Source organism: Yersinia sp. SCPM-O-B-9106 (C-191), assembly GCF_026183365.1.
GTDB lineage: Bacteria > Pseudomonadota > Gammaproteobacteria > Enterobacterales > Enterobacteriaceae > Yersinia > Yersinia rochesterensis.
In genome coordinates, this window is the sequence record NZ_CP110791.1 from 1,727,072 (window position 1) to 1,752,908 (window position 25,837).

The window sequence follows — 25,837 nt, forward strand, 5'->3', positions numbered from 1 at the left end:
CACAGGAGGGTAGGGAGCGCGAAGAGGGCGTTCGGTAATGATTACACCGGTTTTTTACTGCGATAGATACGCTGTGGTCGGCCCACTTTACCGTAAATAATTTCTGCTTGTAGGGCATGATTAGCGGCGCAGAATTCCAGATACCGGCGGGCGGTAGTGCGGCTTAACCCGAGCATTTTCGCGACATTTTCAGCGGTGTATTCATCGACATTATCACTAAATAATGTCTGAATTTTATCCAATGTCATTTGGTCGATACCCAATGGCAAGGTCACTTTTTGCTCGCCACGCGCATAGGTATTGTACATTTCATCAATTTGGCGCTGATTGACTTTGGTGCCATCTTGCAAGACTTGATGGCGATGACTGTAGCGAGCCAGAGATTGTTCGAGCCGCTCGTAGGCCACCGGCTTTATCAGATAATCGAAAACCCCATAGCGGATAGCTTCAGAGACCGTTTCGCTGTCGCTGGCCGCAGTGACAAAAATAATTCCACCAGAAAACCCCTGTAAGGTCAGCTCGCGTAATAAGGCCAAACCGCTGCCATCGGGCAGATAATTGTCTAACAAAATCAAATCAGGATGAAAGCGAGCCACCATGCTGCGGGCTTGCTGTAAATTGCCCGCCAACCAGACTTCATGGCAATGGCTGCTTTGCTTGATAAATTCTGCATGCATTTCTGCCAGTGGTGTTTCGTCTTCTACCACTAAAATATTAAGACATTCCATGGGGTCTCCCCGTCTTTGAAATTAATGTGTCTTCGGAATAAAGACGGTAAATAAGGTGCCGCGTGGCGGATTCTCTTCTATCGTAATGGTGCCGCCACTTTGCTGCACATAGGTGGCGACCAGATACAGGCCAATGCCGTGTTCATCTGAATTTTTAGAGCTGATACCCCGTTCGAACAGACTATCTTGAAATTGTGGGTCGATACCGCACCCGTGATCGGCGACTTCTAAAATCACATCATCACCTTCATCGGACAGATAAATTTCAATTTGTTTATCACCCTCAGCATTTTTGAGGCTAGCCTCAAAAGCATTATCCAGCAGATTCCCCATAATGGCAGCCAATTCATTTTCGCCAATAGTGGCGGGCAAATGATGTAACTGGCAGCCGGGGACAAAATTCAATGTCAGCCCTAACTCTTTGGCCCGGTGGTATTTGCCAAATAATAACGCGGCAATCTGTCGGTTATTAAATGCGGTGCGCAGCATATCAATCAGTGCTTGATGAGAAGAGGATTCGGTTTTTACCATTTCCAACGCCCGGTCAAACTCTTTCATCTGCAACAGCCCGCTCATGGTCGACATCCAATTGAGATGCTCATGGCGCACGGTGCGCAGATTTTCGACATATTGCTTAATCTGACTGAGTTGGGCACTGAGAGTATGAATATCATCCTGACTGCGAAAACTCACCACCCAGCCTTGAAATACCCCCTCTTCTGACCAAATACCCGCTCGGTTGGCAATGGCATTCAAGCCATTTAAGGTACACAGCTCATCCTGGCGATTATCACCACTTTGATCGAGGAAAAAGTGGTCAGGAGAAACCACCTCACTGACTTTGCGACCAATCAATTGCTGTGGCGTGGCGGAAATATGCAACATTTTACGCGCATTTTGATTGATTGCAGTGATCCTGCCCTCAGGATCAACCGCTAACAGTCCTTCAAATACTGCACCAAACAAGGCTTCTTGCTGGCGCAGCACGCGCGCTATTTCTTTCGGTTCCATCCCCATCATTTGGCGGCGGATATGGTGAGCAAACAACCATGACAGCAGCAGCAATACACCCAACACGAGAATAAAAGAGTGGGTGAGTGGCAATAAATAAATTAATCGCCAGTGGTCTATTTTGCTGATCAAGTAACCCAGAGAAACCACGCCAATGATTTTTCCCTGCTCATCGCGGATGGGGGTTTTAGCCCGCATAGCTTCGCCGATAGATCCTTTACCGAAAATAATGTAGCTCTCGCCCCTTTCCAAGGCACCGGGTTTAGTCCATTGCATTGGGTAGCCAATCATTTGCGGATTAGGGTGATAAAGGCGAATGGACTGAGTATCCCCAATCACCAGGTAATCAAGGTCCGAACTATTCCCCAGCCGGTCGACAATGTGGGCTAATTGGGCTTTATCGCGATGCTTAACCGCATTCACTACAGAATCCATTGAGGCGATTATTTTGGCCTGATTCATTGCAGTTTTACTGACTTGATCCAGCAGATATTGCTCAAAATTATGGCTGAGAAAGCGATCCAGCGCCCCGACTAACAGAATAGAGACAGTTAATAGCAGGAGAAATATGCGCAGTGGGAAAGCCATGTTTTGCAACCGGCTCCATATCCGGCTGCGCCATTTTAATTTGCCTGATGTGAAGAGATCGGCAGAGGGGATCGACACATTACTCACCTTAATTAACATATGGGCTATTGCACTGGCATTAACATAAGTTAATTCAGTCAATAATTAAATAGCTAAGAGAAATAAAATAATATATTAATAATTAAGAAAATTAAAACCATTAAATAACTTATATTTACTATCTTATATGTGAAATAGGTCAATTAACCGCGCTATTTTTATGTTTAGCATGTGCTCACAAATTAATTAAAATTAAAAACAAAGCCACATGATGATATTTTATCTTGTTGTTTTTATGTGAATTTTTATTTAAATGATCAGTAATTGTTTATTTAATTGCTGATTTTTTGACTTGTTTTTTATTTGTTATATAAACGTTATGGCAGAGAGTGAGTTATGGATACGGTATTTAATCGAATTAATCGTTCAGACCATCAACAGATTGCAGAAATAACACGATTCTTGCGTGCGAATGATCTGAATATAGATACCACCGTTGAGGTGTTTATTACCGTAAGTCGTAATGAAACGCTGCTGGCCTGCGGTGGTATTGCAGGCAATATTATCAAATGTGTAGCAATCAGTGAGCAGGTGAGGGGCGAAGGGCTGGCGCTAACATTGGCAACAGAGCTGGTCAATCTGGCCTATGAGCGCCATCACAGCCATTTGTTTATTTATACCAAAACTAAAAATGAGAGCTTATTTAAAGCTTGTGGCTTTTATCCTATAGCCAGTGTCCCGGACATTGTGGTGTTGATGGAAAATAGCGACTGCCGTTTATTGCGCTATGCCAAACAATTAAGTCAACTACGCCAGCCGGGGCAGAAAATTGGCTCAATTGTCATGAATGCCAATCCATTTACGCGCGGGCATCAATATTTGGTGCGGCAAGCCGCCGCCCAGTGCGATTGGTTACATCTATTTTTGGTGAAAGAAGACAATTCGCGTTTTCCGTATGAAGACCGGCTGCAATTAGTGCTCGAGGGCACACAAGATATTGCCAACCTTACCGTACACCCCGGCTCGGAATATATGATTTCCCGCGCGACTTTCCCTTGTTATTTCATTAAAGACCAAGGTGTAGCGGATGATTGTTATACCGAAATCGATCTGAAAATATTCCGCCAATACCTGGCTCCGGCACTGGGTATCACTCATCGCTTTGTCGGCACGGAGCCATTTTGCACAGTCACCGCCAAATATAACCACGACATGAGCCTCTGGCTGGAAACACCGTCCTTGCCTTATCCGCCAATTTTGCTGGTGGAAATTGAGCGCCTTAAATATCACAACACCGCTATTTCCGCCTCATGGGTTCGCAAATTACTGGCGCAGGGAGACGGCGAAACTATTCGCAAATTAGTCCCCATCGCTACCTGCCATTACTTACAACGTCTGCTGGCTCAGCGCGCGCAAAAGGCAACTAGCCCAGAGAAAAGTGCAACGTTAGTAAAGAGTTAAGCCCCGCTTTAACGGATTAAAGATAGCTGACTAAAAGCAGCCGATTAAAGCAGGGCACCAAAATAGGGACTGACGGGTAAGTCAGAGACCACGAATTTGAAGACAAGTTAATCAGGTGAAAAATGAAAATTATTAGAGAGGCCGTCGCCGGAACATTGGAGTCGAGCGACGTTATGGTGCGTATCGCGCCATTAAATCCACCCGAAATAGATCTGCAAATACACAGCAGTGTAGACAAACAGTTTGGCGAAGCCATTCGCTACAGCGTATTGGCGTTGCTGGAACAATATCGGGTAACTGGGGTGCAACTGATCATTGACGACAAAGGCGCGCTGGATTGCGTTTTGCAAGCACGGCTGGAAACCGCGTTGCTGAGAGCCTGCGATGAAAAAATTCTGCCATGGAGAGCGCATTGATGAAACCCGAAATGAAAAACAGAATGCGCCGCAGCATGTTATTTGTGCCCGGTGCCAATGCCGCTATGGTCAGTAACGCCTTTATTTATCAGGCGGATGCGCTGATGTTTGACCTCGAAGACTCGGTTATTCTGCGCGAAAAAGATGCCGCTCGTCGTTTGGTCTATCACGCCTTGCAACATCCGCTTTATCAAGATGTAGAAACCATTGTGCGAGTCAATGCGTTGGATTCTGCTTATGGCCTGGCTGATTTAGACGCCGTGGTGCGCGGGGGCGCGGATATTGTGCGTTTGCCGAAAACGGATAGCGCGAAAGATGTCGAAGATATGGCGCACGAAATCAGCCGTATTGAGGCGGAATGTGGCCGTGAAGTGGGTAGCACCGGCCTGTTGGCGGCGATTGAATCGGCGCAGGGTATCACTCAGGCGCTGGCTATTGCACAGGCGTCGCCGCGCTTAATGGGCATTGCGCTGGGGGCCGAGGATTATGTCCGCAACTTGCGCACCGAGCGCTCTCCCGAAGGCATTGAGCTGCTGTTTGCCCGCTGTTCAATTTTGCAGGCCGCCCGCGCCGTTGGGATTCAGGCCTTTGACACCGTGTATTCCGATGCCAATAACGAAGCCGGTTTTTTGCAGGAAGCAGCACTTATCAAGCAACTGGGTTTTGATGGCAAGTCCTTGATAAACCCCCGCCAAATCGAACTGTTACATAACCTCTATGCCCCGACTGAGAAAGAAGTCCGCCATGCCCAAGCGGTGGTCAATGCCGCAGCTGCGGCCGAAGCCGAAGGGCGCGGTGTGGTTTCCCTGAACGGCAAGATGGTGGACAGCCCGGTGATTGAACGGGCGCGGTTGGTTTTGCAACGTGCGGTCAGCGGCCTGCGTGAGGAATAAAAAATGAATAGGCAACAACGAGTTGAAAGCTTAAGTCACTGTCAGGATAACAGCCCGGCGTATCACTTATATCAAAACACCTCTAAAGCAAATTTACAGGCGCAGAAGCCGCGCAATATCAAAATTTGTGATTCATTGGAAAATGTCATTCGCCGCAGTGGGTTGCAAGATGGCATGACCATTTCCTTCCACCATGCTTTCCGTGCTGGTGATTTGACCTTAAATCTGGTGATGAATGCCATTGCCGCCATGGGGTTCAAAAACTTGCGTTTGGCTTCCAGTTCCCTGAGCGAGTGTCATTCGCCGCTGGTTGAGCATATCCGTAATGGTGTGGTTAGCGAAATCTATACCTCCGGCATGCGCGGGCCGCTGGCGGAGGAAATCTCCCGTGGGTTATTAGCTAAACCGGTGCAAGTTCATTCCCACGGTGGTCGCGTGAATTTGATTGAGTCCGGCGAGCTGAGCATTGATGTCGCCTTTATTGGGGTGCCGGCCTGCGATGAGTTCGGTAATACCAATGGTTTTAGTGGCAATGCCTGTTGTGGTTCCTTGGGTTATGCCCGTGTTGATGCCGAATATGCTGATTGCGTGGTGCTGCTGACTGAAGCGCTGGTGGCTTATCCTCATCACCCGGCGAGTATTACCCAAGATCAAGTAGATTTGATTGTTCAGGTCGAACAAGTGGGGGATGCCGACAAGATTGGCGCAGATAGCACCCGAATGACCTCCAATCCGCGCGAGTTACTGATTGCTCGCCGTGCAGCGGAAGTGATCGCCGGTTCGGGTTATTTTGTTGAGGGTTTCTCTTTGCAGACCGGGACTGGCGGGGCATCACTGGCGGTGGCGCGCTTCCTCGAAGACAAAATGTTACGCCGCAATATCACTGCCGGCTTTGCACTCGGCGGCATCACTTCAACTATGGTGGATTTGCACGAAAAAGGGCTGATTACCAAGCTGCTGGATGTGCAAAGTTTTGATAAACAAGCGGCTTCTTCGCTGGCCCGTAACCCACGTCATATCGAAATCAGTGCCAACCAATATGCCAATTTCAGCTCGAAAGGCGCGTCAGTCGACCGACTGGATGTGGTGGTGCTGAGCGCGCTGGAAATTGACACCGGTTTTAATGTCAATGTGCTGACCGGCTCCGATGGCGTGTTGCGCGGGGCATCGGGCGGTCACTGTGATACGGCGGTTGCTGCCCGGCTGTCAATCATTGTCGCGCCATTGGTACGCGGGCGTATTCCGACTTTGGTCAAGGCAGTGACGACCTGCGTCACACCCGGCTCTAGTGTGGATATTTTAGTGACCGATCATGGTATTGCGGTGAATCCGGCACGGCCAGAATTGGCGGAGCGTTTGCAGCAAGCGGGGTTACCGGTAGTGACCATCGACTGGCTCTATCAGCGCGCGTTGATTTTGACTGGCGAACCGCAACCGATCAAATTCACTGACCGGGTAGTGGCGGTGGTGCGCTACCGCGACGGTTCGGTGATTGATGTTGTTCATCAGATACAGGAGTAGACGATGAATACACTTTCCCCTGCATTAGCCGCTAATCGGCCTATTAGCTTGCCGGAATTGTTGACCAGCCGTGAGTCCCGCCAGAGCCGACAACAGGCCTGGCTGGCCCGTCATTCAGTCACCTTGATTTCACTGACATTGGTGGCACCGGGAGCGGTCAAAGATAACCCATTGACGCGCAAACTATTTTCGCTAGCGTGGCAGGCGATCACCGCACTTGGTCAACAGCAATGTTGGCCAGTATTGCAGCAAGAGGTTTTCCCGCTACCGACCGGCTGTGAGGGCTTGATAGCGGTTGATCTCCCCGCCGAGCAAGTCAAAGACGCCGCGCTGTTACTCGAGCTAAAGCATCCGCAGGGCAGATTATGGGATATCGATGTGCTGGATGTTTCGGGGCGAATTTTGTCGCGCCGTGATGTGGGTTTGGCTCCGCGCCGTTGCTTGCTATGTCATCGCCCAGCCAATGTTTGCGCCCGAGCGCAGACTCACTCGCTTGACGAATTATTGGCCCAGATGGAGTTGATGCTCAATGCCACAACTGCAACGCACTGACAACATGGCGGTTTCGTCGCCTGCTGTTTGGGCTGGCGGTGACTTTAGCAAAAAGTATGGCAATTTAGCTTTTCAGGCCATGTTGGCCGAAGTCAACCTGACACCCAAGCCCGGTTTAGTCGATCGTGTTAATTGTGGTGCCCATCAGGACATGACGCTGCAAGATTTTTATCACAGCGCTGATGCTATTGCGCCATGGCTGCCCCGTTTTATTGAGCACGGCATCCGTCACAGTCATTTGCACGGACAGGCGGCACTGACCGGCCTACGGCCATTGGGACTGGCGTGTGAAAACAGGATGTTTTTAGCCACTGGCGGGGTAAATACCCATAAAGGCAGTATTTTTTCTCTGGGGCTGATTTGCTGTGCGCTGGGGCGGTTGAAAGCGCGTGCGGCCCTGATAAGCGCGCAGACGCTGTGTCAGGAGGTTGCCAGCTTATGCCGTGGGCTGACTGAGCGCGAACTGCGCCAATCAAACCCACAACACACCGCCGGGCAGCGCCTGTTTTATCAACATGGTCTGACGGGCGCGCGTGGTGAAGCTGAATCCGGCTTTGCAACAGTATTAACCCATGCTTTACCCCTGTATCGGCGCTTACTCGCCGATGGGGTACAACCTGACCATGCCTTATTGCATACCTTGCTGATGTTGATGTCCGTCAATCGCGATACCAATGTGGTCTCCCGTGGCGGTATGGCGGGGCTGCAATGGCTGCAACAACAGGCGACAGAGCTGCTGGCCTCACTCTCACCGGCAGGGATGGACGACCCTGTTAGCCAATTGAGGGTGCGAATGTTTGACGCCCAATGTATCGCCCGCAACCTTAGCCCTGGCGGCAGTGCTGACCTGCTGATCCTGACCTGGTTTCTGGCGCAATTCCCACATCATCTCCCTCACAAAAATAATAACGTTGTTATTGGGCCAGCAATAGCTATTGGCCCCGTAGCCGCTATAGGAGTCTCTCTATGTTGAAGTCGCAAGAGAAATTATGGAAAGCGCTCGCGCCTTTTGTGGTGTTGGCCGTTCTGCTGTTGATACCCACCCCGGAAGGTATGCCACCTCAAGCCTGGCGCTATTTTGCAATTTTTGTCGCCATGATTGTCGGGATGATTTTAGAGCCGATTCCGGCCACGGCGATAAGTTTTATCGCGGTGACTATTTGCGTGCTGAGTGCTGACTGGGTGCTATTTAGTCCCGCTGAAGTGGCGGATGCCAGCTTTAATGGCGGTAAAGAATCATTGAAGTGGGGGCTGGCAGGGTTCTCCAGTACCACTGTCTGGCTAGTATTCGGGGCATTTATTTTTGCGCTCGGCTATGAAGCCACCGGGTTGGGCCGTCGAATTGCCCTGTTCATGGTGAAATTCATGGGCAAACGCACACTGACGCTAGGCTATGCCATTGTTATTATTGATATCTTATTGGCTCCATTCACACCATCGAACACCGCCCGAACCGGCGGCACGGTATTCCCGGTGGTGAAAAACCTGCCGCCACTGTTTGACTCCTATCCGCATGATCCCTCGTCACGGCGGATCGGCGGCTATCTGATGTGGATGATGGTTATTGGTACCAGCATCAGCTCCTCAATGTTTGTCACTGGCGCAGCACCTAACGTGTTGGGTATTGAGTTTGTGAATAAAATTGCTGGTGTTCATATCGGCTGGATGCAGTGGTTCCTGGCATTCCTGCCCGTCGGCTTGATTTTACTGATCGTCGCGCCGTGGCTTTCTTACGTGCTGTATAAGCCCGGAGTCACCAAAAGTGATGAGGTCGCGGCTTGGGCACAAACAGCGCTAAGTGAAATGGGAGCGCTGACCCGCAAAGAGATGATTCTGATTGGTTTGGTGCTGTTGAGCCTATGTTTATGGGTGTTTGGCGGTAAGTTTATTGATGCAACCGCAGTGGGTTTGCTGGCGGTATCCTTGATGCTGGCGCTGCATGTGGTGTCGTGGAAAGACATCACTAAATATTCTAGCGCCTGGAACACCTTGGTCAATCTGGCAACATTAGTCGTAATGGCCAATGGCCTGACCCGCTCCGGCTTTATTGATTGGTTCGCTAACACCATGAGCACTCATCTTGACGGTTTCTCGCCAAATATGACGGTGGTGGCATTGGTGTTGGTGTTCTATTTCTCCCACTACCTGTTCGCGAGTTTGTCTGCCCATACCGCCACCATGCTACCGGTGATTTTAGCCGTTGGTAAAGGGTTGAGCGGGGTGCCGATGGAGCATTTATCCATGCTGTTAGTATTATCCATCGGGATCATGGGGGTTCTGACCCCGTATGCTACCGGCCCTGGCGTCATTATCTATGGCTGCGGCTATGTGAAATCGAAAGATTACTGGCGGCTGGGTGGGATCATGGGGGTGTTCTACATTACCATGTTGCTGCTGGTGGGGTGGCCAATAATGAGTTTATGGTATTGATTTAGAAGTGTTTCTGTATGTCGGGCCAGTCAGCGGCCCGACTTATTTATGATAGATGGCGGTTAGCCGGTGTAGACACCAAAGACTCTTGGCAACCACAGCGATATTGCCGGTATATACGTCACCAGCATCAGAACTAAGAACAGTGCGCCGTAGAACGGTAACATGGCTTTTACCACCTGCTCAATTTTCTGTTTACTCACCGCACTGGCAACAAACAGCACCGACCCCACCGGCGGTGTAATTAAGCCAATTCCCAGATTAATCAACATAATCATACCGAAATGCACCGGATCAATACCCAATGAATTGGTGACTGGCATCAGCACTGGCGTCAGTATCAAAATCAGCGGGGCCATATCCATCAAGGTGCCAATCAGCAGCAACATGATATTGATACACATCAGAATGACGTATTTATTGTCTGAAACCGAGGTAAAGAACTCAGTGATACGCTCGGGTAATTGCATATAGGTCATGATCGCGCCAAAACTGGCGGCAAAGCCTATCAAAATCATGACGATAGTGACGGTTTTTACCGTGCGATACATCAGCTTGGGTAACTCTGACCATTTGTAATCACGATAGATAAACATGGTCACGAAAAATGACCATAAACAGGCAATAGCGGCGGATTCAGTGGCAGTAAACACGCCAGAAAGGATCCCGCCCATGATGATGACCACCGTCATCAGCCCCCATAATGTGTCGACAAAGATTTTAAGCGCCTGACGGAACGGCACCCGCTCACCTTTGGGGTAACCCCGCTTATAAGCAAAGCCGACACACATTAACATCAGCGTAAAACTGAGTAGCAGACCCGGCAAGATCCCAGCAATAAACAGCGCCGCGATCGAGACAGTACCGCCGGTGGCTAATGAATAAATCACTGAGTTATGGCTAGGTGGCGTCAATATTGCCTGAACCGAACCACTGGCAGTAACCGCCGCCGCAAAGTCACGAGGGTAACCTTTTTTGTCCATTTCCGGGATCATCACCGAGCCAATAGAGGCGGTATCCGCCACTGAAGACCCTGAAATAGCACCGAAAAAAGTCGAGGCGACGATATTCACCAGTGACAGACCGCCACGGATAAACCCGACGAAGATATAGGCGAAATTCACCAGCCGCCGCGCAATTCCTCCCTCAGCCATAATGGCACCGGCCAGAATAAAGAAGGGAATAGCCAATAATGAGAATTTATTGACGCCGCTGGTAATTTGAATCATTACCGCTTCCAGCGGTAAATCAATCCAAAATGCGCCAGCAATGGCACTCAAGCCGACGGCATAAGCCACCGGCACACCAATAGCCAACAAAATTGCCAAGGTAAAAACTAAAATAAATGCGTCCATAAGGCAAAGTTCCCCAAATTATGAATTGCCAATCATGACTACCGGGCGGTGGGTCTGCGAGCCAAAGAACAAGCGCTCGATAATAAACAACAGGGTAATTGCCGAGCCTACCGGCAGAGGAACATAAGTTTGCCCGGCAGTCAGTAATGGGAACTCCGCCACGGGCTGTGACCAAAGTTCGCTACACAAAATAAAGCTGTAAACCAGAATAAACAGGCTGATTAATATCATCAGCAAATCCACCAATATTAGGCAGATTTTTTTACCCGCTTCAGAGAGCCGGTCAGTAACCATGCTGACAGCAATATGTGAACCCGAACGGTAACTGGCCGCCGCGCCCACAAAGGTAAATGTCACCATGCATAAAATAGCCACGGGTTCGGGCCAGGATAAACCATCGTTTAGGACATAACGGGTGAATATCCCAATGGGAATAACTGCAACCATAATAATTAATGCAATACCCGCCACCCAAACTGACAGGCGATATAAAGCATCCATCGTTGATAGATAAGAGCGAGCCATAGCGGAGACCTCAGATTACCCCTCGTCTTTGGTATTGCAGCGGTGTTAGTGGCGCTTGTTTACCCGAATCACAATCTTTGTGTCAGTTCATCAGGAATGATTTACTTGCCGTCTTGCTGCAACACCAATGACTTTGGGTATATATCGATGGTATTAAAATAATTAATACCGCCAAAAGAATATTATTGGACCGCGCTAATTTGCTGGATTAAGTCCTGATAATCTTTACCAAATTCATCACGTACCGGCTGAGTGGCTTGGTAATAATAGTCATGATCGATTTCATGATATTTCACACCGCCAGCTTTCATTTTGTCATGAGATTGCTGCACATAGGCTTGCCATAAGACCCGCTGTTCTACCTGCGCTTCTTTTGCTAGTTTTAGAATAGTTTGCTGATCTTCAGGAGATAATTTATCCCACTTAACTTTCGAATAAAGGAACAATTCTGGAATAATAAAATGGCCGCTCAAAGTATAGTTTTTAACCACTGGCAGGTAGTTATGCGCGACAAAAGTTGGCTCGTTATTTTCGGTGCCATCAATAACCCCGGTTTGCATCCCGCTGAACACTTCACTGACACCCATACTGAGTGAGTTGGCTCCCATGGCTTTTAGTGTTGCCAGTGCAATAGGGCTGCCCTGCACTCGGATTTTCATGCCTTTGAGATCTTCTGGTTTAATGACCGGCTGTTTGGTTATGAGATTACGGGTGCCTGCATCCATCCAACCGAGGAAGACTAATTTTGAGTTTTTATTGTTAGTGATTTTATCGCCAATTTCCTGGCCAATCTTTCCATCAAGCACTTTATGCAAGTGATCTTCATCGCGGAACATATAGGGCAGAGTAAAGACACTGATCTCCGGTAAAATAGAGGCAACAGGGGTCATGGAAACACGAATAATATCAATGGCCCCCATTTGAGCCTGCTCTATCATTTGCTTTTCATCACCCAATACCCCGCCGGGGAAAGTTTTAATTTCCAATCGCCCGTCAGTCACGGTCTTCAGTTTGTCACCCATATTTTTAACTGCGACTACATTGGGATAATCTTTAGGATGAACATCGGCAGCTTTAATTTGCTGGGCGGCGGCTATTGGGCTAAATAAAATAGCAGCAATAGCCAGACAGAGTGTTGGTAGCGGCTTAGGGAATTTCATTCAGTGGTCTCCAGAAGTCATTAAAAGAGTAGATAAAAAGAGATTATTTCTAATAATTGAATATTTATATAAAAGGGCTATTCCTTTATCCCCAAGGTGATAAACCTAGCGGGTTACATTTGCTTTTAAATTGACCAGTGTCACAGAAAAAGAAACGTAAGGAACTGCGTTTCAATAATTGTGAAGTGTCATTTCATATCGTCTTGTAATCAACTGACCGCGTGGTGATAGACATGAATTATCGGGTTATAAATGAGGTGCAACTTGAAGTAGAGAACGTTTTAGTTTAAATAGCGGGGTTCTGATGTTGTGACAAAGAAGGTTAACTACTACTATGAAACGCCATTAATTAAGATGATTAGGAGAACCTGTGACGTCGGTATTTATCCGTAATTTTACCTTTGCTGCATTACCCGCCGCCGGTCTGAATGATCAACCCTTGTTTCACGGGCTTCTGGCTAAATGTGATTTTGATGTGAATGAATATCGGGATGAGTTGTTTACCGTATATGGCATCGCGTTTCCGGGCAGTTTACAAAAAGCGGTTGCTAAACGGCGTGCTGAATATCTGGCCGGGCGTTTTGTTGCCAGGCAAGTTCTCAATATGTTGGAAGTGCGCGATTATCCGCTGACGAATGGCATCGATCGCGCACCACTGTGGCCGACCGGTTTGATCGGCAGCATCAGCCATAATAATCAACGCGCTTTGTGCACCGCACAAATAATAACACCCGCTGCTGAGCCTTTAGAATCCCAGCGCCGATTGCATGGTATTGGTCTGGATATCGAAAGCTTAATTCCTGTAGAAAGAGCTGCCAACTTGTGGCCGGGTATTCTCAATGAAGAAGAATATCAGCATTTACAAGATGGGCCATTACCTTTTAATCACTTGCTAACATTGGCTTTTTCCGCGAAAGAAAGCTTATTTAAAGCGATATACCCACAGCTTGGACGTTATTTTGATTTTCTTGAAGCTCAATTACTGAGTTACTCGCTGGACACGGGGCGTTTTGAATTACAATTATTACGAGAGTTAAGTGGAGATTTTCCCGCAGGGCGCTGTTTTACTGGCTGTTTCACATTAAATGATAGCGATATACAAACACTTATTGCTTACTAATCCTGAGAAACTTGCTGTCACTGAAAAAGAGCTAGCTCTTTTTCATAAGGTATCCTCCCATTTAGGCCCTCAATTTAAAGCTCAACAATAGGTATTTATACCTAAATAATGGGTAGTGCTACGAATTTACTCTTCATATAAACATGATTACCATTCACATGGCTAGATACTTAAATAGCCTAATGCCACAAATCGTTTGGTAAATAAATATAAATAAAATTTCAGTATGAATCGTAAATAAACAAAATATGTAAGGAATACATATAATGAATAGAAATTGCACTTTCGCTATTATCACAGGATTGCTATTAGCCACTTCAAATGTTGTATCTGCCAATAGTATTGAACAAGAAGGTTATTATGGTTCAATCAAAGTATTGAGAACATTCCAGGATGCTAAAAATATGGACACCAGCAGCCGTCCTGGAATTGGTTCATTTGTCTCTGGCCAAGATAGCGATAATTTTTACAATGGTTCAATAGCGGCCGGTTATCAATTTGGTAATGGTTGGCGTACTGAAGGTGAATATGTAGCCAAAAAAAAATCTACTTACACCAGTGGTTCTACTCGCTTCCCAACCAGTTTTAATCATCAATATATCAATGCCGAGCGGTTAATGCTAAATGGCTATCGTGATATTGCGCTAAGTCATGGTTTCGCTTTATATGGCACATTGGGTATCGGTGTTGCAAAAATTAGCTCAGATGGATGGCAAGGTAATCCTGCCCGTCAATACGCGAGTAGCACACAGAACAATCTGACCTATACAATTGGCACCGGTGTTAGTTATTCACCTATAGAATCACTGATTTTAGACCTTGGCTATCGCTATACTGATATGGGGGATGTTCAAAGTGGTTTCAATCAGTTTGCAAATGCCAGAGCATTACAAGATGAACAGATGAAAGCACGTTTGGTTTCCAGCGAATTTTTATTGGGTATACGTTACATATTTTAACCTTTCCTATCCCTGCTTTCGCGGGGATTTTATCCCTAATACTAATCAAATTGATATCAAAAATGGGGTAATAGACAGTTATTAAGGTCAAACGACCAGCTTGGTGAAATGGCGTTGCTCATGTCAATCCCAATGGTTTTTTCCATAGCGAAGAATACATTTAGTTTGACCACAAAAACGATCCTCAGCAAGGGCCAGGGCCATTAGGCGCGCCTAAACGCCGAGTTTATACATGACTTCAATAGATTGAAGGATAGCTCCTAATCTGCTGTTATCGGCCTTGTCATTATTTTAAATTATTTTTAGTTGGAAAATTTAATGGGAATAGACTAAATATTTAGCTACCAAAAATATTTATTGATAGGACATCATGAAATATATAGTGCTATTGGTTTTCATCTTGTGTGTAGCCTATGTGCATTTCCGTGGGAAAGTGCGTTATAGATTTTGGCGTCAGCTCTCAGACCATTCGACATTTGTTTCTCCGATCAATGTCTTCATGTATTTATTCTCACGCGTCCCCACCACGCCCTATTTAAAGCAGGATCTTTTCCCCGAACTGACCGTGTTGCGAGATAACTGGTTAAAAATTCGGGAAGAAGGTCAGGCGTTAATGGAAATCCAGCAAATCAAAGCATCAGATAAATATAATGATGCTGGTTTTAATTCTTTTTTTAAAACGGGTTGGAAGCGCTTTTACTTGAAATGGTATGAAGACAGCCACCCATCGGCAATGACATTGTGCCCACACACCACCACATTATTAAAAGGATTGCCATCGGTGAAAGCGGCGATGTTTGCTGAGTTGCCGGACGGCAGCCGTTTACCTCGCCACCGTGATCCTTATGCAGGTTCTTTGCGTTACCACCTTGGCTTAATAACGCCGAATGATGACCGCTGCTTTATTGATGTTGATGGCACCACTTATAGCTGGCGTGACGGTGAAGGAATATTGTTTGATGAAACCTATATTCACTATGCCGAAAATCACAGTGGACAAAACCGGCTCATTTTATTTTGTGATATTGAACGCCCGATGCGCTATCGCTGGGCACAATGGATTAACCATTGGTTGGGCCGTCATTTAATGAGTGCCGCCACGGCCCCCAATGAAGAAGGGGATAGAACCGGTGGTGTCAACCGAGCGTTCAAATATATCTATGCGGTACGAAAGGTGGGTAAACGCTTAAAAGCCTGGAACCGCACAATTTATTATCTGATTAAATGGATTTTATTTGGTGGCATTGCTGCACTGATTTTTTATGCGCTGTAATACTGTTTATGTGCTGTAGCACTTTTTACACGCGGTAGTACTTTCCTGCAAAACAAGCTAATCATCAAATAGACCACTGAGGTTTCCTCCAGTGGGCTATTTATTTTATGTCGCCACACAAATAATTAATCTAGTTAACCATATGATTTAAAAGTAAATATATAAATTTCATATTCCAGCGTATATTGATGGCAACCGTGTTATTGACCACCACATTCGGTGTCCTGGCCAATGAATTTGTGATGGCATCTCGAGACAGTAACTATGGCGAAGCGATGCAATATGCTGCTGATCAATCTCAGAAATCACATCCAGACACTAAGATAACGCTGGTTAAGCACCCACCAGCCGGTGTCGGACATGGCGAAACAAGCGCTGCGGTTACCCGAAAAAATGGTGCGCCGCAGCGGATAGCGGGCACTTTGTCATTAACCTTAAATGGGCTTCTCTCATTCAGAACGGGCAGGTATTACGGGCTTTGATCCACTCTTTGCTGATGGGATGAATAAAATGTAGCTCACTGGCATGCAGCATCAGCCGCGGTGTTTGCTCGGTGCCTGGTAGCAGGCGACCGCCATATAAGTCGCAGCCCCAAATAGGGTGGCCCAACTGCTGGCAGTGGATGCGGAGTTGATGGGTACGCCCGGTCTCCGGGGTTAGCTGTACCCGTGTCAATGGCAGTAATCTATTGTTTTCCAACTTATTGTCTTCCAACTCGTGATAAAAACGCTCAATGACCTGATAGTGGGAACGGGCGGGTTTGCCGTTGATTGGGCAAATCGACATCAGTGGGAACAGTGCTGGGTCTTTGGCAATCGCCGCGTCTATGATTCCTTCGTTGTCGTCCAGATGTCCACAAAGCAGTGCGCTGTACACCTTGGTTACGGTGCGCTGACTGAACTGCTGGCAGAGGGCAGCATTAATAACTTTATTGCGGGCAATCACCATCAGCCCGGAAGTCCCAAAATCAAGGCGATGAACCAGAGTGCAGCCGGGGAATATTTGTACCAGCCGATGATGCACCGAGTCGAGATTTTGTGGGTTTTTCCCCGAAAGGCTGAGCAGCCCAGCAGGTTTATTGATAAGCACCAAATGCTCGTCCTGATAGAGAATCTCTATCTTGTCATGGCACGGCGGGGCAATAAAGGTATCGTAAATCATAGACATCAGGTTGCCCGAAGGGGAAGTGGGGTGGGATAATAACCAACTTTCAGCTGGCTGGCGAATCTGGCCGCCGATTGCTATAACCGCCCACCAACAGCTAAATAGCAAAAAGCCCGCTTAGTTTCCTAAGCGGGCTTCTCTAATATGGCTCCTCTGACTGGACTCGAACCAGTGACATACGGATTAACAGTCCGCCGTTCTACCGACTGAACTACAGAGGAATCGTGTGAACGGGGCGCATGATATCTAGCATGCCCGATACTGTCAACGCTAAATTGGTACATTTGGCTCGACTGCTCAGCATCTGAGCAAGACAGAGAGAGATAATGGCTAAATCAGGTGAATTCGCCATTTTATGCCTTTATGGTTTAAGGCGTTGAGCCAATAACTAATTCAGTGGATGCAAGATCTCGGCGTTTTTATTATCGTTTTCCCACCGTTTTAGTCTGGCCAGCGGGTCTTGACGATAAAAAGTACAGAAATGCTGGTAAACCGCCGGGAAACGGTTTTCCAATAGCTCAGGTGCACTGAAAAAATATTCGGATAACACCGCAAAACATTCCGCAGGATCACTGGCGGCGTATGCATCCATACTGGCAGCGTCGACACCCACCATATCTATCTCATCTTGAATATTATCCATCGCCTGATGTAGGTCATATTCCCACGCCGCAACATCACGCATGGCAATCGGTGGCACGCCGTTTGAGTGACCGCCATTGCGCATATCCAGTTTGTGGGCCGCCTCATGAATAACCAAATTAAAACCTGACAAATCAAACGAGTCCTGAATATCTTGCCAATTCAGTACAATCGGCCCCTGTTCCCAACTCTGACCGGACTGCACTGTTTGCCCGGTGTGGACCAAGCCCGCATCATCTTGCCAGTCGTCATCAACCACAAAAGGGGACGGATAAATCAGCACTTCATGGAAACCGTCTAGCCATTTAGCTCCCAACTCCATCACTGGCAGGGCGAATAACAGTGTTAAGCGAGCCTGCATCAACGGCGTTAATACTAACCCTTGCAGTGGTAGCAGGCGTTTTTGTTGCAGCAAATGGCTGGCGACAGAAACCAGCCGCTGTTGCTCCTCGTCATTTAAAGGTGCCAATAGAGGGATATTCAGCGCTTCACGCCACTGTGCAAGCATCTCCGCTTGCGGTTGATTTGCTTTCCACAGCCACTTAATCATCAGGTTGCTCACAAAGTGATAATTCGAACGTCTAAAGCAGGGAAGTGTTGTTGTAAACATGCCGTAAAAAGGGGCATGAACGCAACCGTTTCATGAAGAGATACCCGAGCACTTGAAAGGCCCGCCTCGCAAACTGATGAAGATATCCGTTTTCTGAGGGGCAAAACGCCTCATGCTCTTTCATTATTCAAGCACTTATAGAAAAAAAATTCAGCGATCTTTATCACAGTAAGTTGGCAAAGCAAGGCGATAAATAATACATCCGGCTTGCTCATTGCTTGCTGGTAATCGTTTGCTGATATTCACCCCACAAATCAATACCAGCGCAAATGACCCTATCAGTGTAGCTCTACGCCATTGTGAGCAGGTTGATTTTATTGGCGGCCGCTATACCGCAGATGCTTTAGCTGGCAAGGCAACTGGTTGCTGCTTAAGTTGACCACTACAGTTTTGCATAGCCGGGGCGCGGGGATAGAGTGAGGTTATCGACGGATGCCACCAGACACTCATTGAAATGAGTATCAAATAGCACTGTGGAATTATTATTTATAATAATTGAGTATTAAACTGCTGGTTAATATATTTTTCCATCAGGGGGGCAAATGAAATATAAAATTAAAATAGAGCCATAAAAAATCAACTGTTATTTATTTAATTGATTTTTCTTTGAAATATTTTTTTCGATATGTTCTCTCGTTTTTTCGCGATTAAAAGTAGATTAAGAGAGTTTATTCGCCAAAATCACGCCATGATTAACCAGTGTGTAAGACCTTTCCTACATCAAGTTAGCTTGCAGTCTTATATACAAGGAATGTCTTAAAACGTTTAATAGCTGCATAAACTTTGATTTCATTTTTTTATTTTGGTCAACCCAATAAAAAGTTAATTCAACTCCCAGGCATCAGCCTATAAATTTTGGGTATCGCAACGCGATAAACATTATATCAGGACTATTTAAATGAAAAAGCAACTGGCTAGAATTACTGTACTGTCTTCTTTAATTTTTGGTATTAATGCCGCCAATGCAGAAGCACCGACTGCAGAATTAAAAGTAGTCGGTACGTTGACTGTGCCAAGCTGCACCATTTCACCTCCGGATGAGGGTGTTTACGATTTTGGTAACCTGTCTTCATCTTTAGTTAAATCAGGTACTGCGACTACGGCCCTGACGCCGATGACTAAAACCTGGACAATAAGCTGTGATGCGGAAACTTACCTGAACTTTACACCAGTGGATAACCGCACGGCATCTGCCAGTGTTGCGGGAACAACTAACTTCGGTATGGGTAACGTGAATAACACCGGTAAAATTGGTTATTACACTGCACAGATGAAGAGTGCCACTGTTGATGGCAAAACATCCAACGTCTTCTCATCCGCGACCTCAACTTTCGTTGTAGCAACAACGGCTCCGTTGACAACAGGTCTGCGCACCGGTTGGTCATCTGCTGCTAACACCCAGAGCACCGGTAAAGTGTTTACTGCTGATATTACTGTTAGCCCGATTTTGGCGGGTACCACGACGATGGGTGGCCCGATTACTGAAGATGCAGAAATCGACGGTTCATTGACGATGAACTTTGCATTCGGTATCTAAATAACCTGTTCGTCACGGTATAAATTGAGGGCAGATTTTTATTTCTGCTCTCAATTTTGTCTTAAGAGCATAGTTATGGATAAGTGTGACAATATTCATATATTGGAAGGACTCATCATTTTATGAAAATGCATACTTTCAATTTAGTTCTTTTCACCTCATTAATTCTATCTGCCACCGTACAGGCGGCCCCGCCTTCTGCAGAATTAAAAGTGACAGGAAAGATTGGTATTCCAACCTGTACTATTAATGCACCTGATGGCGGTATTTATAATGTCGGTGAGATTTCATCAAGCCAGATAAAAAGTGGCACAGCAGTGACAGTATTACCATCGATCACAAAAACTTGGACAGTTACTTGTGATAGTGTGACATATCTGAGCTTAAACGCGATTGATAACCGCAAAGCTTCTGTGAGCGATAACACCGGTATTCACAATTTCGGTTTAGGTTTTGTGAATGGTAGCGGGAAACTGGGTTTTTATAAAACCACGATGAGCAATGCTACTGTCGATGGAGTGAGCAGCTTACTCTATTTTATTGATGCTAATAACATATTGCAGGGTGGACATACTTTAGAGACGCTCACCAATAATTTCCGCTTTGGCTGGTCTGAAAATGCGACTACAGCAAAAGCAGGTAAAGTATTCAGTGCCGATTTTACGGTAACACCGACATTGGCAGGCTCAACAAGCATGGGTGGGGCTATCACTGAAAATATCAATATTGATGGTTCTGCGACCATGAATTTTTCTTTTAGTATTTAATTCATAAAAATCCTATACATCAGACTGTTTTCAATTTTTAATAGCTGCTGTACTTTTTATTGCGTAAAGCAATATGTTCTATTAGCCCACCCGTTTTCCTTATTTTTAGGACACCATTGTGTTTGCGCGTTGTGTTGCATTTTCATTTACAGCACTCCTCTTATCCCTCTTTCCTGTAGCGGTTTTCTCCGCAACAAAAGAGGGCGCGGTGACATTTGATATAAAAACACTAGAAAATTTGGGGTATTCAGCGGAGTTAGCGGATTTTTTCAGCAAAAAAGATAAGTTTTTACCCGGTCAGCATGATGTCACCATCATTGTGAATGCCAATAAAACCTATCATATTGAAGTTACCTTCGACAGTGAGGGGAATTTGTGTGTAGATCGAAAGTTGCTGATTGCATTGAAGCTCCGCCACAAAGACAGTGGCGACAGTTGTGAAAATATTGAAGCCTTATGGCCTGGTGTGGCTATAAAACTATTTCCCGGCCAATTCCGGGTGGAAATGACGTTGCCTCAAGAGGCATTTGATCCTGAGATGGAAGGCAGTGATTACCAAAGTGGCGGTCATGCATTATTACTGAACTATAATTTGTTCGGTCAGCGAATTGAGAGCAATAGCGATAATCTTAATTTATTCCAAGGGCAGTTTCAGCCGGGAATTAACTTTAATAACTGGGTACTGCGTAACCGGGGCTCCTATACCTATAATCAAGGAGTAGGCCATTACGATAATCAGGAAACCTACGCATTACGCGCGGTGGAATCATTGAAATCAGTGGTGCAGTTAGGTGAGTTTGGTTTGGTCGGTGACACATATTCCGGCTTACCGATCGCCGGTGCCCAGATATATTCCGATAATGCTCAATTAAATAATACGCAGTTAGTGGTTCCCATTGAAGGTATTGCTAATACCAACGCCACTATTGAAATTCGCCAGCGTGGACGGGTTATTTACCGCACCGTCGTACCTCCAGGCCCATTTTCATTATCTAATATCAGCAATTTTTCCAGTGGGGTGGTTACGGATGTTGATGTTATTGAGGAAGATGGTACCCAGCAGCATTTTACAGTATCGAATGCGCTGGATCCTAACATTGAACAGCAGGCGACGACCTACCAACTGGGATTAGGCCGTTATCGCGATAGTCTGAATGACAGTGAGAGCAAGTCGCCACTATTGGTATCGGGTGAGATGTCTTTTAACCCGATGAGCGCATTGCGTATGACTTCTGCTGGGCTGCTTTCCCCTGATTATCAAAATATCAATGTACAAAATCTTTATAGTGGGTTGGAGAATGCCTGGTTTTCGGCAGCGGCAAGTTACTCTAATACTAAAGATGTCGGGCAAGGTTACCAGTTTACCTTACAAAATCAGGTCTCCATTAATGGCAATTTGAGTGCTTCATTGTCGACAGTATATGACTCATCGAGTTATTGGTCGCCAGATAATGCCCTGAGCAGTGGCAATAATCTGAATTATCTAGTGTACGGCAAACTGAAAAACTCCACGTCGGCAGCGATGACATGGGCGCATCCTCGCTGGGGCGCTTTTTCCTATGTTTTGTCTAATAATATGTATTATCAGGCGGCTGATAGCGTTTCACATACATTCTCAGCAAGTGAACAATTTGGCCGGGTGACCACGACGCTAAGTTTTCAATCCACTTCACAGGGGCAAAATGCGCTATATGTGGGTATCACTATGCCATTGGGCAACGGATCGCTCAGTGGTCGGATGCAGCGTAATAATGGCAATATGACCTTAGGTAGCACCTATCAAGGCCGCTGGGGAGACAACAAAGGTTACCAAGTGGGTATAACTGGCAGTGATAGCCAGCGGCGCATTAATGGGGCCATGAATATGAATTCGGCGTATACACAATTGGCGGGCGGGGTTTCTCAGGCAACCAACAATAGCCGCTCAGCTTATATTTCTGCCAATGGTTCAATGGCTTATGCCAATAGCACTTTTGCCACTTCTTCGTCAGCAATTGGTGATACTTTTGCGGTAGTGAATATACCGAGTCAGTCCAATTTGCGTATTTCGTCGCCCAGCAGTGGCACATCGATTACTGATTATGCCGGGACGGCATTATTGCCCTCAGTAATGCCCTATACGGCATCAAAAGCACAAATAAGCACTAAAACATTGCCATTGAATATTCGCCTTAACAGTACTAGTGCAGATTTGAAGATGACACGTGGCACAGTCGCTACCCGTAATTTTGAAGCAACAGAAACTCGTCAGTTGTTGCTGAGTATTCGTGATAGCGACGGTGAAATGTTGCCAGTGGGGGCCAATGTGCTTGATGAAAAGGGTAACTTCCTGGGAACCATTATTGGTGATGGCAACTTTATGTTGGAAAACAAAGCGATTGGTGCAACGTTACGTGTTAAAGCCACCAATCGTAATGAATGTGTGGTGAGTTATGTTGAGCCGGATAAGTTTGATCCGGATGCATTATATGAAGTTACTGACGCTGTATGTCATTAATTTTAAATGCTTAACAACAAGCAGGTGCTCAGTAAATATTTTTTAGACATAGGATCTATTATGAAAAATACGATGGTTAGTCATGACAGTATGAGTGCAATGACTGCTTATACTCATATTCTCAAACGTGTTAAATCGTTTTTTATGTTCAATTTACTGGTGTTGTTAAGCTGCTGGAGTTTGGCATCTAATGCATCTTTCAAATTAGAAAGCACCACGGTCATTTTAAAGGAAAGTGATAGCCGCACCAGTTTCACTATTGAAAACACCTCGGCGAACCCGATCTTGCTGGTGACCAAATTGGTTGACTTAGATGGTAAGAATCTGAGTAAGCAAATTTTGATTTCTCCGCCGGTAACACGTATTGATGCCGGGCAAAGTCAGCAAGTTAACTTTGTATTAAAGAAAGGCACGGTACTGGATTCAGAAGTATTGTTAAAAGCTTCATTTGAAGGTGTAGAACAGGTACCGGGTAACGCAACAGTGATGCCAATTCGTCAAGAAATTGGTTTTCTCATTCAGCCAAATGCTGTGCCACAGATTAAAACCCCTTGGCAGGAATTGGTTATCTCTACATCCGGCAACAACTTGATTATTAAGAACCCGAGTAAACATGTAGTCCGCCTTGGCCCGCAGGTGTTTTTAGTGCCGAGCAATGAAGTTGTTCCCTTGGGCAGCCCTTATATTATGCCGGGTGTCACCAAGCAATTCGCGATTAAGTCGTCACCTACATCAGTTAAAGTTACCCCACTGAGCCGCTATGGTTTTGTGCAACCGGAAGTCGCTGTTCCTGTTTCGCGCTAATCAGGATGAGTGAGTTCGTCAATGCGAAAGGCGGCCGATAATGGCTGCTTTTTAATTTTAAGGGCGGCCAGTGTACTCAATAGCCGCACTGAATGTAAGAAAATTCCTACAAATCAATTAGATGCATCTCGCTCTATTTGTTTTTCCTGTTGGTCTCTTGGGTCACAAGTGATACCTTTCTAGAATCATTTGGTGTGGAATCATTCAAATAACCACCCATTAGGCTATTGCTGACTTTCTCAGGTCAATGCACAGGTGTATTTATGACGCTTTATGATATTAAACCGCGGTTTCAGGCGCTACTTCGCCCATGTTTGACTCGGTTATATCGGCAAGGAGTGACGGCGAATCAAGTGACTTTATTGACTCTGATAGCTTCACTGATAGTCGGCATTTCATTAACCATCTATCCCACGCGAATGATGTTTCTCCTGCTTCCCCTATTTCTGTTTTTCCGCATGGCGCTGAATGCTATTGATGGCATGTTGGCGCGAGAGTTCAATCAACAGTCGCGTTTAGGCGCTTTACTGAATGAGATTGGCGATGTTGTTTCGGATATTGCACTTTATCTGCCCTTTGCTTTGCTCCCTTATGCACGCCCTGAGCTAGTAATATTAGCGGTATTCTTGGCCTTATTAACTGAGTTCTGCGGTGTGATGGCACAAACATTGGGCCGCCCACGGGGATATCAGGGGCCGCTGGGAAAAAGTGACCGGGCGCTATTATTCGGTGCGTATGGGCTAGCCGTTGCCTTGTGGCCAAATGCTTTGCTGTATTCCGGATGGTTATTTGCTTTTGCATCAGTTTTATTGTTGTGGACATGTATCAATCGCTGCCGGGCAGCGCTAAGGCCAGAGGCATAATATGAACTCAACGCTAACTTTCAGTTTGGTGGTTATTTTTGCTTTATTAACCTTGGCCAGTTTAATTATTGGGGGGTTGATACTGCGCTATCCGCAAAAAGATTGGCTGGAACTGCGTCAGCGTATTACTAGCTGGTGGCTGATTATTATTGTTTTTGCCGTGGCGATGATTAGCCCCAAATGGCTGTCACTGGTTATCTTTGGTTTTATCAGTTTTCTGGCATTAAAAGAGTTCCTGACTCTTATTTCTACCCGCCGTTCTGACAATATTCCTTTGCTATGGATGTATCTCGCTATTCCTATTCATTATCTGTGGATTGGTATGGGATGGTACGGCATGTTCGTTATTTTTATTCCGATTTATGCATTCCTGTTTCTACCGGTACGCATGGTGCTGATTGGTGATACCAAAGGTTTTTTACATGCGGTATCGAATATGCATTGGGGTTTAATGACCACCGTATTTGCCCTCAGCCATGTGGCATTTTTACTGGTATTACCGGGTGGTATTGGTGGGCAGGGGGCGCTATTAGTGGTGTTCTTGGTGGCGTTGACCGAACTGAATGATATTGCTCAATATTTATGGGGAAAATCATTCGGCCGCATCAAAGTGACACCCACGGTCAGCCCAAATAAAACCCTGGCTGGTTTACTGGGTGGGACAGCAACAACCATGGTATTAGCAGGTATTCTGGGGCCACTATTAACGCCGATGAATCTCACTTTCTCACTATTTGCCGGATTATTGATTGGGTTAACCGGTTTCTGTGGCGATGTAGTGATGTCGGCGGTTAAGCGTGATCTTGGAGTGAAAGATTCGGGCAAATTATTGCCCGGTCATGGCGGTATTCTCGACCGTCTGGACTCTCTCATTTATACCGCGCCGCTGTTCTTCCATTTCATCCATTATTTTTATTATTAA

At 46.2% G+C, this 25,837-nt stretch carries 24 protein-coding genes and 1 tRNA gene; 17 read left to right on the forward strand and 8 right to left on the reverse strand.

All coding sequences use genetic code 11. From position 1 onward, the window contains the following. Nucleotides 1–41: 41 nt before the first annotated feature. Nucleotides 42–728 carry a two-component response regulator DpiA gene (dpiA, locus tag OP863_RS07940; RefSeq protein WP_145588161.1) on the reverse strand — a complete coding sequence of 229 codons (687 nt, stop codon included), beginning with the start codon at nucleotides 726–728 and terminating at the stop codon, nucleotides 42–44. Between the two features lie 21 nt (nucleotides 729–749). After that, nucleotides 750–2,327, reverse strand: a complete 1,578-nt coding sequence (gene dpiB, locus OP863_RS07945; protein ID WP_050291665.1) for a sensor histidine kinase DpiB — start codon at nucleotides 2,325–2,327, stop codon at nucleotides 750–752. A 435-nt stretch (nucleotides 2,328–2,762) separates the two neighbouring features. On the opposite strand from dpiB, the gene citC reads away from it, so the two are divergent. From citC to OP863_RS07980, 7 genes are all read left to right on the forward strand, one after another. Beyond that, nucleotides 2,763–3,827 carry a [citrate (pro-3S)-lyase] ligase gene (gene citC, locus OP863_RS07950; protein WP_265526079.1) on the forward strand — a complete coding sequence of 355 codons (1,065 nt, stop codon included), beginning with the start codon at nucleotides 2,763–2,765 and terminating at the stop codon, nucleotides 3,825–3,827. Nucleotides 3,828–3,949: 122 nt separating this feature from the next. Further along, entirely contained in the window at nucleotides 3,950–4,243 is a 294-nt protein-coding gene (citD, locus tag OP863_RS07955; RefSeq protein ID WP_025377851.1) for a citrate lyase acyl carrier protein, read from the forward strand. After that, nucleotides 4,243–5,136 (forward strand): aldolase/citrate lyase family protein, encoded by an 894-nt coding sequence (locus OP863_RS07960; RefSeq protein WP_186368253.1) that lies wholly within the window; start codon nucleotides 4,243–4,245, stop codon nucleotides 5,134–5,136. The genes citD and OP863_RS07960 overlap by 1 nt, the downstream gene beginning before the upstream one ends. A 3-nt stretch (nucleotides 5,137–5,139) precedes the next feature. Further along, the gene (gene citF / locus OP863_RS07965; RefSeq protein WP_265526081.1) at nucleotides 5,140–6,657 is read left to right on the forward strand and encodes a citrate lyase subunit alpha; all 1,518 of its coding nucleotides are present in this window, start codon (nucleotides 5,140–5,142) and stop codon (nucleotides 6,655–6,657) included. A gap of 3 nt (nucleotides 6,658–6,660) precedes the next feature. After that, complete coding sequence (citX, locus tag OP863_RS07970; protein ID WP_038633912.1) at nucleotides 6,661–7,209, forward strand: citrate lyase holo-[acyl-carrier protein] synthase; 549 nt, start codon at nucleotides 6,661–6,663, stop codon at nucleotides 7,207–7,209. Beyond that, complete coding sequence (gene citG / locus OP863_RS07975) at nucleotides 7,187–8,182, forward strand: triphosphoribosyl-dephospho-CoA synthase CitG (RefSeq protein ID WP_265526083.1); 996 nt, start codon at nucleotides 7,187–7,189, stop codon at nucleotides 8,180–8,182. The genes citX and citG overlap by 23 nt, the downstream gene beginning before the upstream one ends. Then, nucleotides 8,176–9,639, forward strand: a complete 1,464-nt coding sequence (locus OP863_RS07980) for an anion permease (protein ID WP_038633907.1) — start codon at nucleotides 8,176–8,178, stop codon at nucleotides 9,637–9,639. Before citG ends, OP863_RS07980 begins: the two co-directional genes overlap by 7 nt. 62 nt (nucleotides 9,640–9,701) lie before the next feature. Here OP863_RS07980 and OP863_RS07985 read toward each other — a convergent pair whose 3' ends face one another. The 3 genes from OP863_RS07985 to OP863_RS07995 form a co-directional block, all read right to left on the reverse strand. Then, the gene (locus tag OP863_RS07985; RefSeq protein ID WP_145589573.1) at nucleotides 9,702–10,994 is read right to left on the reverse strand and encodes a TRAP transporter large permease; all 1,293 of its coding nucleotides are present in this window, start codon (nucleotides 10,992–10,994) and stop codon (nucleotides 9,702–9,704) included. 18 nt (nucleotides 10,995–11,012) lie between these two features. Next, nucleotides 11,013–11,519, reverse strand: a complete 507-nt coding sequence (locus OP863_RS07990) for a TRAP transporter small permease (RefSeq protein ID WP_038633903.1) — start codon at nucleotides 11,517–11,519, stop codon at nucleotides 11,013–11,015. A 182-nt stretch (nucleotides 11,520–11,701) separates the two neighbouring features. Continuing rightward, complete coding sequence (locus OP863_RS07995) at nucleotides 11,702–12,679, reverse strand: TRAP transporter substrate-binding protein (protein WP_265526085.1); 978 nt, start codon at nucleotides 12,677–12,679, stop codon at nucleotides 11,702–11,704. 370 nt (nucleotides 12,680–13,049) lie between these two features. Here OP863_RS07995 and OP863_RS08000 point away from each other — a divergent pair, with 370 nt between their 5' ends. The 4 genes from OP863_RS08000 to OP863_RS08015 all read left to right on the forward strand — a co-directional run bounded on the left by OP863_RS08000 (nucleotide 13,050) and on the right by OP863_RS08015 (nucleotide 16,513). After that, entirely contained in the window at nucleotides 13,050–13,799 is a 750-nt protein-coding gene (locus tag OP863_RS08000) for a 4'-phosphopantetheinyl transferase family protein (RefSeq protein ID WP_145591217.1), read from the forward strand. Nucleotides 13,800–14,065: 266 nt separating this feature from the next. Then, nucleotides 14,066–14,758 (forward strand): outer membrane protein, encoded by a 693-nt coding sequence (locus OP863_RS08005; RefSeq protein ID WP_145589575.1) that lies wholly within the window; start codon nucleotides 14,066–14,068, stop codon nucleotides 14,756–14,758. 370 nt (nucleotides 14,759–15,128) lie between these two features. After that, the gene (gene lpxO, locus OP863_RS08010; protein ID WP_038633890.1) at nucleotides 15,129–16,031 is read left to right on the forward strand and encodes a lipid A hydroxylase LpxO; all 903 of its coding nucleotides are present in this window, start codon (nucleotides 15,129–15,131) and stop codon (nucleotides 16,029–16,031) included. A gap of 188 nt (nucleotides 16,032–16,219) precedes the next feature. Continuing rightward, a complete protein-coding gene (locus OP863_RS08015) occupies nucleotides 16,220–16,513 on the forward strand; it encodes a hypothetical protein (protein ID WP_145589576.1) in 294 nt (97 codons plus the stop codon). Here OP863_RS08015 and OP863_RS08020 read toward each other — a convergent pair. The 3 genes from OP863_RS08020 to mtfA all read right to left on the reverse strand — a co-directional run bounded on the left by OP863_RS08020 (nucleotide 16,485) and on the right by mtfA (nucleotide 18,387). Further along, on the reverse strand, nucleotides 16,485–17,198 hold the full coding sequence (locus OP863_RS08020) for an RluA family pseudouridine synthase (protein ID WP_145591220.1): 714 nt from the start codon (nucleotides 17,196–17,198) through the stop codon (nucleotides 16,485–16,487). The two genes, OP863_RS08015 and OP863_RS08020, sit on opposite strands and share 29 nt — an antisense overlap. Nucleotides 17,199–17,340: 142 nt before the next feature. Further along, nucleotides 17,341–17,416: transfer RNA gene (locus tag OP863_RS08025), tRNA-Asn, on the reverse strand. A gap of 167 nt (nucleotides 17,417–17,583) precedes the next feature. Then, the gene (gene mtfA, locus OP863_RS08030; RefSeq protein ID WP_145540924.1) at nucleotides 17,584–18,387 is read right to left on the reverse strand and encodes a DgsA anti-repressor MtfA; all 804 of its coding nucleotides are present in this window, start codon (nucleotides 18,385–18,387) and stop codon (nucleotides 17,584–17,586) included. 958 nt (nucleotides 18,388–19,345) lie between these two features. Between mtfA and OP863_RS08035 the strand changes: the two genes are divergently transcribed. From OP863_RS08035 to OP863_RS08060, 6 genes are all read left to right on the forward strand, one after another. Further along, nucleotides 19,346–19,984 (forward strand): DUF1120 domain-containing protein, encoded by a 639-nt coding sequence (locus tag OP863_RS08035; RefSeq protein WP_038633881.1) that lies wholly within the window; start codon nucleotides 19,346–19,348, stop codon nucleotides 19,982–19,984. Between the two features lie 128 nt (nucleotides 19,985–20,112). Then, a complete protein-coding gene (locus tag OP863_RS08040) occupies nucleotides 20,113–20,751 on the forward strand; it encodes a DUF1120 domain-containing protein (protein WP_373919224.1) in 639 nt (212 codons plus the stop codon). 118 nt (nucleotides 20,752–20,869) lie between these two features. Then, nucleotides 20,870–23,248: a fimbria/pilus outer membrane usher protein gene (locus OP863_RS08045; RefSeq protein WP_416222823.1), complete on the forward strand. Its 2,379-nt coding sequence runs from the start codon at nucleotides 20,870–20,872 to the stop codon at nucleotides 23,246–23,248. A 72-nt stretch (nucleotides 23,249–23,320) separates the two neighbouring features. After that, nucleotides 23,321–24,052, forward strand: a complete 732-nt coding sequence (locus OP863_RS08050; protein WP_373919226.1) for a fimbria/pilus chaperone family protein — start codon at nucleotides 23,321–23,323, stop codon at nucleotides 24,050–24,052. A 263-nt stretch (nucleotides 24,053–24,315) separates the two neighbouring features. Next, complete coding sequence (locus OP863_RS08055; protein ID WP_145591969.1) at nucleotides 24,316–24,915, forward strand: CDP-alcohol phosphatidyltransferase family protein; 600 nt, start codon at nucleotides 24,316–24,318, stop codon at nucleotides 24,913–24,915. A 1-nt stretch (nucleotide 24,916) separates the two neighbouring features. Continuing rightward, nucleotides 24,917–25,837 carry a phosphatidate cytidylyltransferase gene (locus OP863_RS08060; protein ID WP_265526089.1) on the forward strand — a complete coding sequence of 307 codons (921 nt, stop codon included), beginning with the start codon at nucleotides 24,917–24,919 and terminating at the stop codon, nucleotides 25,835–25,837.

Coding starts and splice junctions, on each gene's coding strand:
- dpiA (WP_145588161.1), bottom strand. CDS start 728: ATGGAATGTCTTAATATTTTAGTGGTAGAAGACGAAACACCACTGGCA.
- dpiB (WP_050291665.1), bottom strand. CDS start 2,327: ATGGCTTTCCCACTGCGCATATTTCTCCTGCTATTAACTGTCTCTATT.
- citC (WP_265526079.1), top strand. CDS start 2,763: ATGGATACGGTATTTAATCGAATTAATCGTTCAGACCATCAACAGATT.
- citD (WP_025377851.1), top strand. CDS start 3,950: ATGAAAATTATTAGAGAGGCCGTCGCCGGAACATTGGAGTCGAGCGAC.
- OP863_RS07960 (WP_186368253.1), top strand. CDS start 4,243: ATGAAACCCGAAATGAAAAACAGAATGCGCCGCAGCATGTTATTTGTG.
- citF (WP_265526081.1), top strand. CDS start 5,140: ATGAATAGGCAACAACGAGTTGAAAGCTTAAGTCACTGTCAGGATAAC.
- citX (WP_038633912.1), top strand. CDS start 6,661: ATGAATACACTTTCCCCTGCATTAGCCGCTAATCGGCCTATTAGCTTG.
- citG (WP_265526083.1), top strand. CDS start 7,187: ATGCCACAACTGCAACGCACTGACAACATGGCGGTTTCGTCGCCTGCT.
- OP863_RS07980 (WP_038633907.1), top strand. CDS start 8,176: ATGTTGAAGTCGCAAGAGAAATTATGGAAAGCGCTCGCGCCTTTTGTG.
- OP863_RS07985 (WP_145589573.1), bottom strand. CDS start 10,994: ATGGACGCATTTATTTTAGTTTTTACCTTGGCAATTTTGTTGGCTATT.
- OP863_RS07990 (WP_038633903.1), bottom strand. CDS start 11,519: ATGGCTCGCTCTTATCTATCAACGATGGATGCTTTATATCGCCTGTCA.
- OP863_RS07995 (WP_265526085.1), bottom strand. CDS start 12,679: ATGAAATTCCCTAAGCCGCTACCAACACTCTGTCTGGCTATTGCTGCT.
- OP863_RS08005 (WP_145589575.1), top strand. CDS start 14,066: ATGAATAGAAATTGCACTTTCGCTATTATCACAGGATTGCTATTAGCC.
- lpxO (WP_038633890.1), top strand. CDS start 15,129: ATGAAATATATAGTGCTATTGGTTTTCATCTTGTGTGTAGCCTATGTG.
- OP863_RS08015 (WP_145589576.1), top strand. CDS start 16,220: ATGGCAACCGTGTTATTGACCACCACATTCGGTGTCCTGGCCAATGAA.
- OP863_RS08020 (WP_145591220.1), bottom strand. CDS start 17,198: ATGTCTATGATTTACGATACCTTTATTGCCCCGCCGTGCCATGACAAG.
- mtfA (WP_145540924.1), bottom strand. CDS start 18,387: ATGATTAAGTGGCTGTGGAAAGCAAATCAACCGCAAGCGGAGATGCTT.
- OP863_RS08035 (WP_038633881.1), top strand. CDS start 19,346: ATGAAAAAGCAACTGGCTAGAATTACTGTACTGTCTTCTTTAATTTTT.
- OP863_RS08040 (WP_373919224.1), top strand. CDS start 20,113: ATGCATACTTTCAATTTAGTTCTTTTCACCTCATTAATTCTATCTGCC.
- OP863_RS08050 (WP_373919226.1), top strand. CDS start 23,321: ATGGTTAGTCATGACAGTATGAGTGCAATGACTGCTTATACTCATATT.
- OP863_RS08055 (WP_145591969.1), top strand. CDS start 24,316: ATGACGCTTTATGATATTAAACCGCGGTTTCAGGCGCTACTTCGCCCA.
- OP863_RS08060 (WP_265526089.1), top strand. CDS start 24,917: ATGAACTCAACGCTAACTTTCAGTTTGGTGGTTATTTTTGCTTTATTA.